This is a genomic window from Micromonospora rifamycinica, from assembly GCF_900090265.1.
GTDB lineage: Bacteria > Actinomycetota > Actinomycetes > Mycobacteriales > Micromonosporaceae > Micromonospora > Micromonospora rifamycinica.
In genome coordinates, this window is sequence record NZ_LT607752.1 from 597524 (window position 1) to 613236 (window position 15713).

16 protein-coding genes are annotated in these 15713 nt (G+C 73.4%); 9 read left to right on the forward strand and 7 right to left on the reverse strand.

Features of this window, described 5'->3' with window-relative positions; genetic code table 11:
• Positions 1-3: 3 nt before the first annotated feature.
• Positions 4-576, reverse strand: a complete 573-nt coding sequence (locus GA0070623_RS02550) for a DUF6529 family protein (RefSeq protein ID WP_067303939.1) — start codon at positions 574-576, stop codon at positions 4-6.
• Positions 577-719: 143 nt separating this feature from the next.
• The gene (locus GA0070623_RS02555; RefSeq protein WP_067303860.1) at positions 720-1469 is read right to left on the reverse strand and encodes a hypothetical protein; all 750 of its coding nucleotides are present in this window, start codon (positions 1467-1469) and stop codon (positions 720-722) included.
• Positions 1470-1770: 301 nt separating this feature from the next.
• On the opposite strand from GA0070623_RS02555, the gene GA0070623_RS02560 reads away from it, so the two are divergent.
• From GA0070623_RS02560 to mnhG, 8 genes are all read left to right on the forward strand, one after another.
• Positions 1771-2598 carry an ion transporter gene (locus GA0070623_RS02560; RefSeq protein WP_231932631.1) on the forward strand — a complete coding sequence of 276 codons (828 nt, stop codon included), beginning with the start codon at positions 1771-1773 and terminating at the stop codon, positions 2596-2598.
• A gap of 182 nt (positions 2599-2780) precedes the next feature.
• Positions 2781-3260: a hypothetical protein gene (locus GA0070623_RS02565; RefSeq protein ID WP_067303865.1), complete on the forward strand. Its 480-nt coding sequence runs from the start codon at positions 2781-2783 to the stop codon at positions 3258-3260.
• A 149-nt stretch (positions 3261-3409) separates the two neighbouring features.
• Complete coding sequence (locus tag GA0070623_RS02570; protein WP_067303868.1) at positions 3410-6232, forward strand: Na+/H+ antiporter subunit A; 2823 nt, start codon at positions 3410-3412, stop codon at positions 6230-6232.
• Positions 6229-6741: a Na(+)/H(+) antiporter subunit C gene (locus tag GA0070623_RS02575; RefSeq protein ID WP_067303871.1), complete on the forward strand. Its 513-nt coding sequence runs from the start codon at positions 6229-6231 to the stop codon at positions 6739-6741. Before GA0070623_RS02570 ends, GA0070623_RS02575 begins: the two co-directional genes overlap by 4 nt.
• Positions 6738-8318, forward strand: a complete 1581-nt coding sequence (locus GA0070623_RS02580; RefSeq protein WP_067303875.1) for a Na+/H+ antiporter subunit D — start codon at positions 6738-6740, stop codon at positions 8316-8318. Before GA0070623_RS02575 ends, GA0070623_RS02580 begins: the two co-directional genes overlap by 4 nt.
• Before the next feature lie 92 nt (positions 8319-8410).
• On the forward strand, positions 8411-8980 hold the full coding sequence (locus tag GA0070623_RS02585) for a Na+/H+ antiporter subunit E (protein WP_407937987.1): 570 nt from the start codon (positions 8411-8413) through the stop codon (positions 8978-8980).
• Positions 8977-9240 (forward strand): monovalent cation/H+ antiporter complex subunit F, encoded by a 264-nt coding sequence (locus tag GA0070623_RS02590; protein WP_067303882.1) that lies wholly within the window; start codon positions 8977-8979, stop codon positions 9238-9240. Before GA0070623_RS02585 ends, GA0070623_RS02590 begins: the two co-directional genes overlap by 4 nt.
• Positions 9237-9602 (forward strand): monovalent cation/H(+) antiporter subunit G, encoded by a 366-nt coding sequence (mnhG, locus tag GA0070623_RS02595; RefSeq protein ID WP_067303885.1) that lies wholly within the window; start codon positions 9237-9239, stop codon positions 9600-9602. The genes GA0070623_RS02590 and mnhG overlap by 4 nt, the downstream gene beginning before the upstream one ends.
• 73 nt (positions 9603-9675) lie before the next feature.
• Here the strand turns inward: mnhG and GA0070623_RS02600 are convergent, their stop codons facing one another.
• Positions 9676-10056, reverse strand: a complete 381-nt coding sequence (locus GA0070623_RS02600) for a YccF domain-containing protein (protein WP_067303889.1) — start codon at positions 10054-10056, stop codon at positions 9676-9678.
• A gap of 136 nt (positions 10057-10192) precedes the next feature.
• Between GA0070623_RS02600 and GA0070623_RS02605 the strand changes: the two genes are divergently transcribed.
• Positions 10193-11209, forward strand: a complete 1017-nt coding sequence (locus GA0070623_RS02605; protein WP_067303892.1) for a methyltransferase — start codon at positions 10193-10195, stop codon at positions 11207-11209.
• A 119-nt stretch (positions 11210-11328) separates the two neighbouring features.
• Here GA0070623_RS02605 and GA0070623_RS02610 read toward each other — a convergent pair whose 3' ends face one another.
• The 4 genes from GA0070623_RS02610 to GA0070623_RS02625 form a co-directional block, all read right to left on the reverse strand.
• Positions 11329-12351 carry a methyltransferase gene (locus GA0070623_RS02610; RefSeq protein WP_067303895.1) on the reverse strand — a complete coding sequence of 341 codons (1023 nt, stop codon included), beginning with the start codon at positions 12349-12351 and terminating at the stop codon, positions 11329-11331.
• On the reverse strand, positions 12348-13514 hold the full coding sequence (locus tag GA0070623_RS02615) for an aminotransferase class V-fold PLP-dependent enzyme (RefSeq protein WP_197700038.1): 1167 nt from the start codon (positions 13512-13514) through the stop codon (positions 12348-12350). The genes GA0070623_RS02610 and GA0070623_RS02615 overlap by 4 nt, the downstream gene beginning before the upstream one ends.
• Positions 13511-14860 carry a tryptophan 2,3-dioxygenase family protein gene (locus GA0070623_RS02620; RefSeq protein WP_067303946.1) on the reverse strand — a complete coding sequence of 450 codons (1350 nt, stop codon included), beginning with the start codon at positions 14858-14860 and terminating at the stop codon, positions 13511-13513. The genes GA0070623_RS02615 and GA0070623_RS02620 overlap by 4 nt, the downstream gene beginning before the upstream one ends.
• 65 nt (positions 14861-14925) lie before the next feature.
• Positions 14926-15630, reverse strand: coding sequence for a tryptophan 2,3-dioxygenase family protein (locus tag GA0070623_RS02625; RefSeq protein WP_067303949.1), 705 nt, complete (start codon positions 15628-15630; stop codon positions 14926-14928).
• Positions 15631-15713 lie beyond the last annotated feature (83 nt).

The following is a 15713-nucleotide window of genomic DNA, read 5'->3' on the forward strand; positions in this document are numbered from 1 at the left end:
CGGTCACGTGCCCACCCCGAAGGTGGTGAAGTACCACAGCGACGAACTGACCCAGATGCCCATCAGGACGGTGAAGAGCAGCCCGCCGACCACCGGCAGCACCCAGCCGGCCAGCCCCCGCTTGGGCAGCGACAGCATCTTCGTGGTGAACACCCCGAAGAACAGGCAGCCGAGCAGGGAGTGCGTCAGGGTGCGCAGGTCGTAGTCGGCGAAGCCCAACGCGTACAGGCAGTGCACCGCCACCGGCACGGTCAGCAGGAAGGCGATCCGCCCGCTCCACCGGTGCAGCCCACCCGCCCAGGAGGGCGAGAAGCCGCCGAGCCGGCCCCACATCGACAGCGCGGTGAGCAACTGCACCACGGCGAAGAAGGCCGCGCCGCTGCCCAGCCACACCTTGACCGCCTGCGGGCTGGAGAAGCCGGCCACGTTGACCGCGATCCCGGTGGGTTGGTGCACCCGCGCGTACGCCCCGATGGCGACCGCGACCGCGGCACCGACCAGCAGCGGCACCACCACCGAGGCGGGCGGCGCACCGGTCGGGGCGGGTGGGGCCACGGCGGGCTGGGGGGCGAACATGTCCCGGTCGGACATGTCGCGGTCGGACATGTCGCGGCCGGACAGGTCCCGGTCGAACATGTCCTGGTCGGGCAGGACCCGGACCGACGGACCGTCGTCCGGACCGCGTCCCACGTCGGTTTCGAACCTGCGGCGGGCCGTCGTCATTCACCGGCCCCCGGGTCGGCTGTCACCGGCGCGGCGGTGAGGGTCCGGCCGTCGAGGATGGTGGTGCCGAACGCCGGGTCCAGCGGCGGTGCCGACACCGGTTCGCCGTCGCGGGTGACCACCCCGATCTGGCTGCCGTCGGGCAGCATGATCCAGCCGCCGTCGACACCGGAGCGACGCTGCTGCGACGTGGCCCGGTACAGCACCGGGTCGGGCTTGCCGGTCTGCTTGGCGGTGAACTTCCAGCGGCGCTGGCCCACCACCATCTCGCCGGAGGCGACACCGTCGCCGAAGGAGCCGGTGAGCACCTCGCCCTTCTTGCCGGTCAGCTTCATCCGGCCGTTGGCGGCGGTGCCGTTGAGCCACACCTCCAGCTTCTTGCCGTCGCAGACGTACGCCACCGCCTTGCCGTCGGTGACGGTGATCGCGATGGTGGCACCGCCGTCGAGCCGTCCGGTCCAGTTGGAGTCGGCCCCGGCCGCCGGTGGGGCGGCCGGTGGGGAGGTCGGCGACGGGGCGGGCTGGCCCCGCTGTTCGGCGGGCTCGGCGGGCTCGGCCGGGGCGGCGTCCGGTGGTGGCTCCGCCGGCACGGCGGGCGACTCGACGGCGGCCCCGGGCGAGGCCGCCGCGTTCGTGGCCGTCCGGGGGTCGACCGTACGCGGCGCCGCCTGGGCGCTCATCGCGAACAGGACGGCGGCCATGCCCGTCCCGGTCAGCAGGGTGAGCAACGGGGTCATGCGCTTCATGAGCAACTCCCTTCACCCCGGATGTACGAAGTCGGGGCGCAGGTCGTTCAATCCGTGACGAGATCGCTGTGCCGGGAGCGGACGGGCGGTCGAACCGTCACCGTCGGTGACCGTCCGGTGGGGCCGATAGGGTGTCGGCATGGCCGCCCTGTTCCCGTACCGCCGCGGGACGGGGTGACCGGTGCCCTCCGCGTCCCCTCCCGCGCCCCGGAGGTCCCCCGATCCCGGGGCCGCCCGCCCGTCCGGCCTGGCCGGGTGGTGTGCCCGGGTCTCCCGGTCGCGTCCCTTCGAGGCGGCGATCGTGGTGCTCATCATGGCCAACGCCGCGGTGCTCGGGGTGGAGACCTACCCCGATCTCGGGGTGGCCCGGCCGGTGCTGCACTGGTTGGAGCTGAGTTTCCGGGCCGCCTTCGTCGCCGAGATCGCCGTCCGGGTGCTGGCGTACGGCCGCCGGCCGCAGGACTTCCTCCGGCACGGGTGGAACGTGTTCGACCTGGTGGTGATCGCGGCGATCTTCCTACCCGGGCTGCACGGGGACTCGGCGCTGCTGCGGGTCGTCCGGGTCGCCCGGGTGCTTCGTCTGGTGCGGTTCTCGCCCGGCCTGCGCACCATCGTGGCCGCGTTGTGGCGCAGCCTCCCCGGTGTCGGTGGGTTCCTCGCGCTGGCCATGGTGACGCTCTACGTCTACGGCATGGCCGGTTGGTTGATCTTCGGCCGGGCCTATCCGGAGCAGTACGGCGACATCGGCCGGTCCCTGCTGACCCTGTTCGTGCTGCTGTCCCTGGAGACCCTGCCGGATCTGGTCGAGCAGGGCCTGGCGCTGTCACCGTGGACGCTCGTCTACTACGTCAGCTACGTGATCATCACGGTCAACCTGTTGCTGAACATCCTGATCGCGGTCATCGTCAACTCGATGGAGGAGGCCCGTCGGCTGGAGATGACCGAGCGGCTGGCGCCCGGGTACGACGCCGACGGCGACGGGGTGCCCGACGAGGTGGACCGGATCGCCCTCACCCAACGGCTGGACGACCTGCGGGCGGTCATCGCCGAACTGGAACGGGAACTGCGCATCGACCGCGACGATCCGCCGAGCCGGCACCGGTCCGCCGAACGCACCGACGCCCGTTGAGGCGTGCGACCGCTGGGTCCGGCAGCCCCGCACCGCCCGCCGCCGAGGCGCCGCCGACGTGCGGCGTTCCGGGTGCTGGGACGGCGGGGGTGGGCGATCACGCCCTGATCATGATAGGGATGAAGGGGCGCGCGGCCGTTACCGGCCGGACGCCCCTTCGGTGCGGGGCGAGGGAGGTAGGCATGCGGTTCGAACGGACGGTTCTTCCCGGGGTCGGACTCTGCCAGCGCTTCGCCACCACGAACGGCCAGTGGGCCAGCGTCATCTCCCACCCGGGCGGCCGGCGCGACATCGTGATCTACCACCCGGAGGACGGCGACACCGCCCTCGGCACCCTGGTGCTCGACCAGGCCGAGGCGCAGGCCGTCGCCGCCGTACTCAACCAGGCGGTCACCGTCGACCACCTGGCCGAGCTGGAACGCCAGCTCCCCGGCGTCACCGTGGTCCGAATACCCGTCGCCGTGGACAGCGTCGGTGACGGAAAGCGCTGGCGGGACACCGGGTTGTCCGGCCGGCCGCTGTCGCTGCTGGCGGTGGTCCGCGCCGGCCGGGTCGTCCCGACCCCCGGTGACGACTTCGTCCTGCTCGCCGGGGACGAGGTGGCCGTCGCGGGTACGGAGGCGGCCACCACCACCGCCGCGGACGTGCTCGCCGGTCACTGACCGGACACCACGACAGACCGAACGACCAACCAGGGTTACGCCACCGTCGCGGTGGCCGTGCGACCCGGGGACGCCCGTCCCCGCGCCGCCGGTCCCACGCAGCCCCGAGCGGGCGGGGGAGACCCGACACCGATCTTCGAGGAGGGTATGTGCTGGTCCTGGTGGCGGTCCACGCCCTGGCAGCCGTGGTCGCCCCCGGGCTGGTACGCCGATTCGGTCGCCGGGCGCTCTACGCCGTGGCGCTGGCCCCGGCCGCCACGCTGGTCTGGGCGCTGACCCGTACCGGTGGGGTGCGGTCCGGCGAGCCGGTGGTGGAGACCTGGCCGTGGGTGCCCCGGATCGGCCTGGAACTGGCCCTGCGGATGGGCACCCTGTCCTGGGTGATGGTGGTGCTCGTCGGCGGGGTCGGCGCGCTGGTACTGGCGTACAGCGCCCGGTACTTCCGTTCCGACGACCCCGGGCTGGGCCGCTTCGCCGCCGTCTTCGTCGCGTTCGCCGGCTCGATGCTCGGTCTGGTCGTCTCCGACGACCTGCTGCTGCTCTACGTGTTCTGGGAACTCACCACCGTCTTCTCGTACCTGCTGATCGGGTACGACCCGGCCAAGCGGGCCAGCCGGCGGGCCGCCATGCAGGCGCTGCTGGTCACCACCCTGGGCGGGCTGGCCATGCTGGCCGGTTTCGTGATGCTCGGCCAGCACGCCGGCAGCTACCGCTGGTCGGTCGTCGCCACCGCCCTGCCCGACGGCGGTTACCTGGTCACCGCGCTGATGCTGATCCTGCTCGGCGCGCTCAGCAAGTCGGCGATCGTGCCGTTCAGCTTCTGGCTGCCCGGTGCGATGGCCGCGCCCACCCCGGTCAGCGCCTACCTGCACGCCGCCGCGATGGTCAAGGCCGGGGTGTTCCTGGTCGCCCTGCTCGGCCCCGCCGTGGCCGGGGTCACCGCCTGGCGGGTGGTGCTGCTCGCCGCCGGCCTGGCCACCCTCCTGCTCGGCGGCTGGGTGGCACTGCGCCAGACCGACCTGAAGCTGCTCCTCGCCTACGGCACGGTCAGCCAGCTCGGGCTGCTGATGGTGATCCTCGGCGCCGGCACCCGGGACGCCGCGCTGGCCGGTGCGGCGATGGTGCTGGCGCACGCCCTGTTCAAGGCCACCCTCTTCCTCGTCGTCGGGATCGTCGACCACACCACCGGTACCCGGGACCTGCGCGAACTCAGCGGCCTCGGCCGGCGGGCACCGGTGCTGGCCGGGGTCGCCGTGCTGGCGGCCGCGTCGATGGCCGGGCTGCCGCCGACGGCCGGCTTCGTCGCCAAGGAGGCCGCCCTCGACGCCTTCCAGCACGGCGGTACGGCGGACCTGCTGGTGCTGGCCGGGGTGGTGACCGGCTCGGCGCTGACCGTGGCGTACACGCTGCGGTTCCTGTGGGGGGCGTTCGCCGGTAAGCCCGGTGTGCCGGCGGTCGAACCGCACCCGGCGGGCCGGTCGTTCCTCGCCGCCCCGGCGCTGCTCGCCGTCGCCGGGCTGGCCGTCGGTGTCGCCGCCCCGGCCCTCGACGGGCTGCTCGCCCCGTACGCCGACGGGTTCGCCTCCGGCGGGCCCGGCTACCACCTGGCGCTCTGGCACGGCCTGACCCCGGCGCTGGGGCTGTCCGCCCTGGCGGTGGCGGCCGGCGGCGGCCTGTTCCTGCTGCTGCACCGGGGACGGGTGCGGGCCACCCGGTGGACGCCGCTGGACGGCGCGGCCGGCTACGAACGGCTGGTCGCCGGGGTGGACCGGCTCGCGGTCGAGCTGACCGGCGCCACCCAGCGGGGCTCGCTGCCGTTCTATCTCGGGATCATCCTGGTGGTGCTGGTGCTGCTGCCCGGCGGGGCGTTGCTCACCGGGGGGCCGTGGCCCCGGCAGTTCCGCGCCTGGGACACCCCGTTGCAGGCCGTGGTCGCCGCCCTGGTGATCGTCGCCGCCGTGATGGCCGCCCGCGCGTTGCGCCGGCTCACCGCGATGATCCTGGTCGGCGTCGCCGGCTACGGCACCGCCCTGATGTTCGTCCTGCACGGCGCACCGGACCTGGCGTTGACCCAGTTCCTGGTGGAGACCGTCACCATCGTCATGTTCGTGCTGGTGCTGCGCCGGCTGCCGGTGAAGTTCTCCGAACGGCCGATCCGGGCCAGCCGGCGCGGCCGGATCGCGATCGGGGTCGCCGTCGGCGCGGTCGTGTCCGGGATGGCCTGGGTGGCGGCGAGCGGCCGGCTGGCCACCCCCATCTCCGAGCGGTTCCCCGACGAGGCGGTCTCCTACGGCGGTGGCAAGAACGTGGTCAACGTGACCCTGGTCGACATCCGGGCCTGGGACACCATGGGTGAGATCGCCGTGCTGGTGGTGGCCGCCACCGGTGTGGCCAGTCTGATCTTCCGCCGCTCCCGGGACCTGGACCGGCGCAGTGCCTTCCCCGGCCCCCGACCGGTGACGACCGGCGGTCCCCGCTGGCTGACCGCCGGCTTCGAGGCGCACCGGCACTCGGTGATCCTCCAGGTGGTCACCCGGCTGCTCTTCCACGCCATCGTGCTCTTCTCCGTCTACCTGCTCTTCTCCGGCCACAACGCCCCCGGGGGCGGGTTCGCCGCCGGCCTGGTCGCCGGCCTGGCCCTGGCCGTGCGCTACCTGGCCGGCGGCCGCCGGGAACTCAACGCCGCCGCGCCGGTCGACGCCGGGGCGGTGCTCGGCGCGGGGCTCTTCCTCGCCGTCGGCACCGGAGTGGTGGCGATGCCGCTGGGCGGGGAGTTCCTCCAGAGCGCGGTGGTCGACCTGCACCTGCCCCTGCTCGGCAAGGTCCACTTCGTCTCGTCGGTCTTCTTCGACGTCGGCGTCTACCTGATCGTGGTGGGCCTGGTGCTGGACATCCTGCGCAGCCTCGGCGCCGAGATGGACCGCCAGCAGGAGGACGCCCGCGACGACGTACACGACAAGGAGCTGGTGTGACCCCCAACCTCACCTACATCGTGGTGGTCGGCGTGCTCTTCGCCGCCGGGGTGACCCTGCTGCTGGAGCGCAGCCTCACCCGGGTGCTGATGGGCGTCATCCTGCTCGGCAACGGGGCCAACCTGCTGCTGCTCACCGGTGGCCGGGCCGGTGGCCCACCGATCGTCGGCACCACCGACGCCGGGGAGATGAGCGATCCGCTGCCCCAGGCGATGGTGCTCACCGCCATCGTCATCACCCTCGGCATGACCGCGTTCCTGCTGGCGCTGTCGTACCGCAGCTGGCACCTCAACGGCCACGACGAGGTGCAGGACGACGTGGAGGACCGCCGGATCATGGACCTCGCCGACCGGGACGAGGGGCCGGGCACCGACGACGCCGACCAGTCCGACTCCGACGACCAGCCCGACGACGACCAGCCCGACGACGGCCGGCCCGATCAGGACGGCCGGCGGCCCTCGGCGGCCCCGGTGGCGGCAGCGGCCGGCGAGCGGGGGAGGGACGCGTGAACTACCTCGTCCCGCTGCCGGTGGTGATGCCGCTGCTCGGCGCGGCCCTGACCCTGCTGCTGGCCAGCCGGCCCCGCGCGCAGCGGTGGGTCAGCCTCACCGTGCTCACCGCGACCGTGGCGGTGGCGGCCACCCTGCTGGTCCGCTCCTCGATCGACGGGCCGCTCGTCGTCGAGGTCGGCGGCTGGGTCGCCCCGCTGGGCATCGTGCTCGTCGCCGACCAGCTCGCCGCGCTGATGCTGGTGGTGTCCGCCGCCGTCACCCTCTGCGTGCTGGTGTACTCCATCGGGCAGGGCATGGCCGACGGGCACGAGGACACACCGCTGTCCGTCTACCACCCCACCTACCTGGTGCTCACCGCCGGGGTGTGCAACGCCTTCCTCTCCGGCGACCTGTTCAACCTCTACGTCGGGTTCGAGATCCTGCTGGTCGCCAGCTACGTGCTGCTCACCCTGGGCAGCACCGAGACCCGGATCCGGGCCGGCACCACGTACGTCGTGGTCAGCCTGCTGTCGTCGCTGATCTTCCTGGTGGCGATCGGGCTGGTCTACTCGGCCACCGGCACCCTCAACCTGGCGCAGCTCGTCGACCGGCTCGACGCCCTCCCCGACGACCTGCGGCTGGTGCTCCAGGGGATGCTGCTGCTCGCCTTCGGCATCAAGGCGGCGGTCTTCCCGCTGTCGGCGTGGCTGCCCGACAGCTACCCGACCGCGCCCGCGCCGGTCACCGCCGTCTTCGCCGGCCTGCTCACCAAGGTCGGCGTGTACGCCATCATCCGCACCGAGACACTGCTGTTCCCCGGTGGCCGGACCGCCGACCTGCTGCTGGTGGTGGCGGCGTTGACCATGCTGGTCGGCATCCTCGGCGCGGTCGCCCAGTCCGACATCAAACGACTGTTGTCGTTCACCCTGATCAGCCACATCGGCTACATGCTGTTCGGGGTGGGGCTCAGCTCGTCGCTCGGGTTGGCCGCCGCGATCTTCTACGTGGTGCACCACATCACCATCCAGACCACCCTGTTCCTCGCCGCCGGTCTGGTCGAACGCCGGGGCGGCAGCACCGCGCTGGACCGGCTCGGCGGGCTGGCCCGGCTGTCGCCGCTGCTCGCCGTGCTGTTCTTCGTGCCCGCGCTGAACCTGGCCGGGATCCCCCCGTTCTCCGGGTTCCTCGGCAAGCTCGGCCTGGTCCAGGCCGGCGTGGACGACGGCGGCGTGCTGGCCTGGGTGCTGGTCGCCGGTGGGCTGCTGACCAGCCTGCTCACCCTCTACGCCATCGCCCGGGTGTGGAACCTGGCGTTCTGGCGTCGTCCGCACCCGGAGATGCCCGAACCGCAGGACAGCGTGCACACCGTCCGCACCGACGGGGTGGAGCAGCCCTACCGGGGGCCGGACCGCGACGCCCACCCGGGCGCGATGCTGCCCCGCCTGATGATCGCGCCGACGGTCGCCCTGGTGGTGCTGGGGCTGGGGCTGACCGTGGTGGCCGGGCCGCTGTTCGACCTCAGCTCCGACGCCGCGGACGACCTGCTGCGGCGCACCCCGTACGTCGAGGCCGTCTACCCCGGGGGTACCCCGTGAGCCACGATCCGCCGCCGCCACGGTCCACGGACCCGCCACCCGGTGCGCCGCCGTCGCCGCGCGCCGGGGAGCCGCCGGAGCATCCCGAGGACCTGCCGTTGACCCCGGCGGCCCGCCGCCGCAACCGGGCCGTCGCGATGATCGTGCTGGTCACCGTCTGGGTGCTGCTCTGGGGGACGCTGAGCTGGGCCAACGTGCTCGGCGGGCTGGTCGTGGGGCTGGTGGTGCTGACCGTCTTCCCGCTGCCCCCGGTGACCTTCGCCGGGCGGTTGCACCCGCTGCCGCTGCTGCGGTTCGCCCTGCGCTTCCTGCGCGACCTGGTGGTGGCCAGCGTCCAGATCGCGGCACTGGCGCTGCGGTTCGGGCATCCGCCGCTGGGCGCGATCATCGCGGTGCCGCTGCGGGTCCGCTCCGACCTCAACCTGACCCTGACCGCCGAGGCGCTGTCCCTGGTGCCCGGCAGCCTCATCGTCGAGGTCGACCGGGACGCCGGCATCCTCTACGTCCACGTCCTCGGAGTGCGCGACCGCGCCGAGGTCGAACGCTTCCGCACCGGCGTGCTGGAGTTGGAGGCCCGGCTGATCGCGGCGATCGGCTCGGCCGAGGAGCGACGTCTGATCCGCGAGCACACACCGCCCGTCATGGAAGGGACCTCGACATGACCACTGTCGCCGTGATCGTCACCGTGCTGCTGGCGGTGGCGGGGGCGCTCACCCTCACCCGGATCGTCCGGGGGCCGTCCGTGCTCGACCGGGCGGTCGCCACCGACGTGCTGCTGGCGATCGTGGTGGCCGCCGTCGCCACGGAGGCCGCCTACAGCCGGGACGCGACCGCCCTGCCCATCCTCGTGGTGCTGGCCATCCTCGGCTTCGTCGGGTCGGTCAGTGTCGCCCGGTTCGCCAGCCGGCGGGACGACCGGTGAGCGTGGACACGGTGCTGGACGTGGTAGCCGCGGCCTGCCTGCTGGGTGGCGCGCTGCTGAGCCTGGCCGCCGGGGTCGCCCTGGTCCGCTTCCCCGACCTGCTGTCCCGGATGCACGCGGCGGCCAAGCCCCAGGTGCTCGGCCTGCTGCTGGTGCTGCTCGGCTGCGCGCTGCGGCTGCGGACCGGGGTGGACGTCACCACGCTGGTGCTGGTCGGCGCGTTCCAGTTGGCCACCGCGCCGGTCGCCGCGCACATGATCGGCCGGGCCGGCTACCCGCACGACCGGATCCGCACCGACCTGCTGATCACCGACGAACTCGCCGCCCACCTCGACCGCCTGCACGCCGACCGGCGCGCCTGACGGCGGGCTTGACCGGCGGGGTGACCGCCGCGCCTGACCGGCGGGTGGGCCGGCGGCGCGGCGGCCGCGCCGGTCAGGGGGCCTCGACGACCTCGCGGCCGAGCGGCCAGAACGCCGCCGGGACCAGCTTGAAGTTGGCGATGCCGAACGGGATGCCGATGATCGTGACGCAGAGCGCGATCCCGGCCAGCAGGTGGGACAGCGCGAGCCACCAGCCGGCCAGCAGCACCCACAGCACGTTCGCCAGCCCGGACGGCACCCCGGCCCCGGGCTTGGCGACCAGGGTGCGGCCGAACGGCCACAGCGAGTACCCGGCCAGCCGCAGCGACGCGACCCCGAACGGGATGGTGACGACGAGGACGAAGCAGATCACCGCGGCGACGAAGTAGCCGAGCGCCAGCACGATTCCGCCACCGAAGATGAGCCACAGGACGTTCAGGACGAAGCGAATCATTCTCCCATGATGACCGGTGCCCGCCACCGTGCCGACCGGCCCGGCGAGGGCGGTGGTGCGCCACCGGATGACGACGGCGGCGCGGCGCGCCGAAGGTTTCCTTCAGTCGTACCAAGATTCATGATTTTATGTACCGGTGATCACTCCCACTCCTCTCATGCGTCTCGTCGGTGGTGTCTGGGCCTTCAAGACCCTCGCCGTCGGGGTCGAGTTCGGCCTCTTCACCCGGCTGGCCGGCGGGCGCACCGTCACCCTGGCCGAGGCCGCCGCCGAGTTCGGGCTCGACGAACGCCCGGCCGACCTGCTGCTGGCCGCCAGCGCGTCGCTCGGCCTGCTGGAGAAGGTCGGCGACGGCTACCGCAACTCCGCCCTGGCCGAACAGTTCCTGGTCGAGGGGCAGCCGTACTACTTCGGCGCCCAGGTGCGCTACTCCGACCTGCGTACCTACCTGCCCTGGCACCGGGTGGGCGAGGCGTTGCGGGGCAACCGGCCGCTCACCTGGGATCCGCAGCAACAGGACTCGCTGTTCGACACCACCGACCCGCAGCTGGTCGCCGAGTTCTGGGACGCCATGTTCGCCACCTCGCGGTTCACCGCCCGCGCGCTGGCCGACGCGTACGACTTCGGCGCGCACCGCCGGCTGCTCGACGTGGGCGGTGGCGCGGGGGCGTTCCCGATCGAGTTCTGCCTGCGCCTGCCGGAGCTGCGGGCGACCATCCTGGACCTGCCGCACGTCTGCGTCCGGGCCGGGGAGCGGATCGCCGAGGCGGGGCTGACCGGCCGGATCGACGCGGTCGCCGGTGACTTCCTCGCCGACCCGGCCCTGCCGGACGGACACGACGTCATCCTGCTCAGCATGATCCTGCACGACTGGGACGAGCCGACCAACCGGGGGCTGCTCGCCCGGTGCCACGCCGCGCTGCCGCCCGGCGGCGTGATCGTCATCAGTGAACTGCTGCTCAACGACGAGCGCACCGGTCCGGCGGAGGCCGCCCTGATGGGGATGAACATGCTCGTCGAGACCGAGGGCGGCAAGAACTACTCCGGTGCCGAGTACGCCGCCTGGCTGGCCGACGCCGGTTTCGTCGACATCCGCACGGTGCCGTTCGAGGCCCCCGGCGCCAACGGCGCGGTGCTGGCCCGCCGACCCTGACCCGGCCCCGCCCGGCCCGCCCCCGCCGGCCCACCCGGCGCGGGCGGGCCGGCGGTGTCGACGGTCCGGTGTGGACAGGTCAGGGCCGGTGTCGACGCGTCAGGGCCGGTGGCGGCGGGTCAGCCCGGTTTGTACGCGGTGACCAGCTCCCAGCCGCCGGGCAGCACCGCCACCCGGGTGAAGCCGACCTCGGCGAGCAGCCCGGTGTAGAACTCCACCTCCCGCAGCCGGCTCACGCAGCTGTCCACCCCGATCAGGAAGTAGCTCCAGAAGAACTGCACGGCCAGCCGGTCCGGGGTGCGGAACTCCTCACCGATCAGCAGCAGCCCACCCGGCTCCAACGCCGCGTACGCCTGCTCCACCAGATGCCGGGCTACCTCGTTGGGCCAGTCGTGCAGCACCCGGACGAACGCCATCGCGTCGTAGCCCGACGGCAACGGCCCGGCGAGGAAGTCGCCGCCGACGAAACCCAGCCGGTCCGGATGCCCCCGGTCGACCCGGGTGGCCGCCACCAGCGGGGCCACCGGCGGCAGGTTGAACACGTCGGCCCGCAGGCCCGGCGCGGTGTCGAGGATGTGCGCGGCGAGCGTGCCGTCCCCGCCGCCGACGTCCAGCAGGCGTCGCCGGTCCGGCCAGAGCAGGTCGGCGTGCCGGCGCAGCGTCTCGATCACCGGGCCGAGCCCGGCGGCCATGCTGCGCTCGAAGTCGGCGGTCTGCGCGGCGGTCTTCGGCGGCCAGGCGAAGTCGTCGTCGGTCATCCCGACCTCGCCGCGCAGGCTCTCGGTGAGCCGGCCATGCAGCAGCCGCCACGGGTAGCGGTCCCGGTCGCGTTCGATCGCGTCCGGGCCGACCACGGCGAGCACGGCGTCCCGCAGCCCCGGCACGGCCCGGTAGCCGGTCGTGGCGATGTCGTCGCCGGACTCGTGGCGGGTGACGCAGCCGAGGCTCTCCAGGCAGTCGAGGAACTTGTAGAGCCGCAGCGGGCGCACCCCGAACCGGTCGGCCAGCGCGTCCAGGCGTACCGGGCCGGCCTCCAGCGCGTCGAGCAGGCCGAGGGTCAGCGCGGTCTCCAGCACGTCGACGGCCTTGGGGCCGTTGACGAGCAGGCTCATCAGCGCCCGCGGCGACAGGGTGACGGTCACCGGCCCAGCTCCTCGACCAGCGCGTCCATGAACGCGTCCACCTCGTCCGGGGTGTTGTAGACGTGCGGCCCGACCCGCAGCCAGCCGCGCCAGCTGCAGATCATGTTCCGCGCGGCCAGCCGCCGCTTGACCGCCTCGCCGTCGGGGACGTCCAGACACACCACCCCGCCCCGGCGCTGCGGGTCGGTGGGGCTGACCACCGTGATGCCGGCCGCCGCCGCCCGGTCCAGTACCCGCTGGGTCAGCGCCAGCGAGTGCGCCCGGATCGCCCCGGCCCCGACGCCCGCGAGCAGGTCCAGGCCGACCTGGGAGATCAGCGAGGTCAACGGGTACGGCGTGCCGCCGGCGAAGCGTTGCGCCCCGGCCGCCCATCCGGTCGACACCCGGAAGGTCAACGCCCGGTCGCCGGCCTGCCACCCGGTCGCCGCCGGTGCCAGCCGCTCCACCAGATCGGGACGGACGTAGAGGAACGCGGTGCCGGCCCCGCACAGCCACTTGTGCGCCCCACCGAGGACGACGTCGACGCCGAGCGCGGTCACGTCCAGCGGGACCACCCCGACGGTCTGGAACGCGTCCACCACCACCAGCGCGCCGACGTCGTGGGCGCGGGCGACCAGCCGGGGCAGGTCGACGGTGGCCCCGGAGGAGAAGCTGGCGTGCGGCACGCAGACCAGCAGCGTCCGTTCGTCGACCCGGGCCAGCAGGGTGTCCTCGTCGACCGCGGGCCCACCCGTGCCGACCACGTCGAGTCGCGCGCCGTAGCGGCGGAACGCGGTGCCGATGAACGGCACCGTCGGGTACTCCAGGTCGGTGGTGACGATCCGGTCGCGCGGCGGACGGTAGTCGAAGCAGGAGAGCACCCGGGCCAGCAGGGTGCTCAGGTTGGCGTCGGTGACCACGCTGCCCGGGGGTGCGCCGAGCAGCGCGGCCACCGAGTCGGCGTACCGGTCGAGGCCGACGTGCCAGTCCTGCCACACGTCGTCGCGCCAGCCGCGCAGGGTCCGCCAGTAGTCGGCGAGCACCCGCTCGACGCCGCGGGGTGCCGCGCCGGTCGAGTTGTTGTTCAGGTAGACGCACGTCTCCAGCAGCGGGAACTCGGCGCGCAGGGCGGCGTGTGCGACGGCGTCCAGGCAGCGCGCCGGGAGGGTGTCGGATTCGCTCACTCGGGGTGTCCTCCCATCGGGTCGGTCGGGGTGGGCCGGGGATCGGTGGACACGGCGGTGAACACCGGCACCGAGCGGACGGCCGCCAGGTAGGGGGTGCCCTCGGTGTAGCCGGTGCCGGACCGGGAGCCGAGCATCCGGACCGCCAGCCGGTGGTGGGTGCGTCGCCAGGTCAGCACGGCCTCGGCGAAGGCCGCCATCTGCTGCCGGACCAGGGTGTGGTCGGCGTCGCGGAGCCGGCCGTCGCGGACCGCCGCCCGGTAGGCCTGGTCGATCGACTGATGGCCGGCGCGCACCAGGTCACGCACCTCCGGCACGGACCGGTACGCGGTGGAGTCGAGCCGGGCCGGCTCGGGGGTACGGCACAGCGACTCCATCAGCTTGTAGGAGCGGGACTGGATCGCGCTGGCCCCCTCGGTGTACTCGCGGAACGTCCGGAACGCCGCCGGCTGCATGGTGGCCAGCAGCGAGAAGAGCGCACCGGCCCCGCCGATCAGGTCCCGGGCGTACGCCAGCCGGGCGGCGGCCGCGCGGGACCGGCCGGTGGCCAGCTCGGTGATGGTGGCCCGCAGCTCCTCGGCGACCCCGACGAAGAGACACTCGTACGCCTGGAGCACCCGGATGAACAGGTACTCGTCGTGGGAGACGTAGACCGGCAGCATGCTCAGCCGCAGGGCCAGCTCCCGGGCGGGATCCCGGTCGGCGACGGCGAGCCGGTGCAGCGCCACCGCCGCGGTGACCGGGTCCGGGTCGGTGACCGTCGCGGCCAGGCCGAGCCGGGTGAGGGCGGCGAACACGGCCCGGACCGCGAGCCGGCACCGCTTGGTCACCAGGGTCGGCCCCGGCCGCTGCTCGGGCAGCAGGTCGGTGACGCCGGCCGAGGCGGCCAGCTCGAAGGCGACGGCATCGGCGACGAGGTCGACCAGGAGCCGGTCGCGCTCGCGCCGGCCGCCGTCCCCCGCACCCGGCCCGGCCAGGCCGTGCTGGCGGTCCGCCCCGGCCGGTGCGTGCTGGCTGTCCGGCGTGGCCGGTGCGTGCTGTCCGGCGGGCACCTGGTCCCGGGGGCGGGCGGGGGCGGTGGTGGGCAGGGGGAGCAGCGGCAGGGCCAGGTAGCTGCGGTAGTCGTACCGGGCGTCCCACTTGTCGAGCGCCACGTCGAGGAAGGCGGACAACGGGTGGGCGGCGGGCGTCCGGGCGGTCACCTGGACGCGGACCCGGGCCAGCCGGGCCAGCAGTTCTTTGTCGACGAAGTGTTTGCCGACCCGGTTAAATTCGGCGACCACCACGTGGTAGGGGAATTGTTCGGGGTCGGCCGTACCGGACGACCAGCTCGTCAGCTCACGCACGGACCGCACCTCGGATGGGAATGTGTCAGGGACAGCGCCGACGATTCTTCGAGTGGCGCGGCTCGTCATGCCTCTGCGGTGTGGGAACGGGCCGTCGCCGGGCGGTCGGCCGCCGGCGGACCCGGTCGTAGCTCGGGGAAGAACCGGTGCTCGAGGAGCTTGGCGAGCACCGTCGCCGGGCTGCCCGGGGAGCCGTCCGCGGCGTGCCCGCCGACCTGCAGCGCGACCTGGTAGTGGCGGGCACGCCACCGGGAGACCTGCTCGTCCCAGGCGGCCATCGCGTCGGCCAGCCGGCGGGTCGGGTCGGTCGGCGGCAGCCCGTCGAGCGGGCCGCCCCGGCTGCCGAGGTGCTCGGCGAACGCCCTGCCGAGGTGCCGGCTCGCCAGCGTGACCCGTCGCCAACCGGGTGACTCGGCTCCGGAACCGTTGCCCAGCGCCGGTTGCATCGTCTGGAAGTCGACCGGCGAGAGGTGGCGGAACATCGCCAGCTGGTCGGTGACCAGACGCACCGCGAGCGTCGCGCGGGCCAGCAGTGCCGCCGCCGCTGCCGGGTCCGCCGCCGTGACCCGGGCGACGGCGGCGGTCACCTCGGCCTCGGCCAGTTTGAGCCACAACTCGGCGGACTGGTGCACCACCTGGAAGAGCAGCTCGTCGCGGTGCAGCATCTCCTCCGGGCGGCGTTGCAGATCGAGCAACTCGTCGGTACGCATGTAACGGGCGTAGTCCGTGGTGCCGTCGCCCGGCAGCACAGGTGACTGGTCACGTTTCACGGGTGTCCCTCCGGTGAGCGCCGGCGCGGCGCGGGTGTCGGCGCTCAAGGGTGACAATTATCCAACGACGATTGGCAATGTGT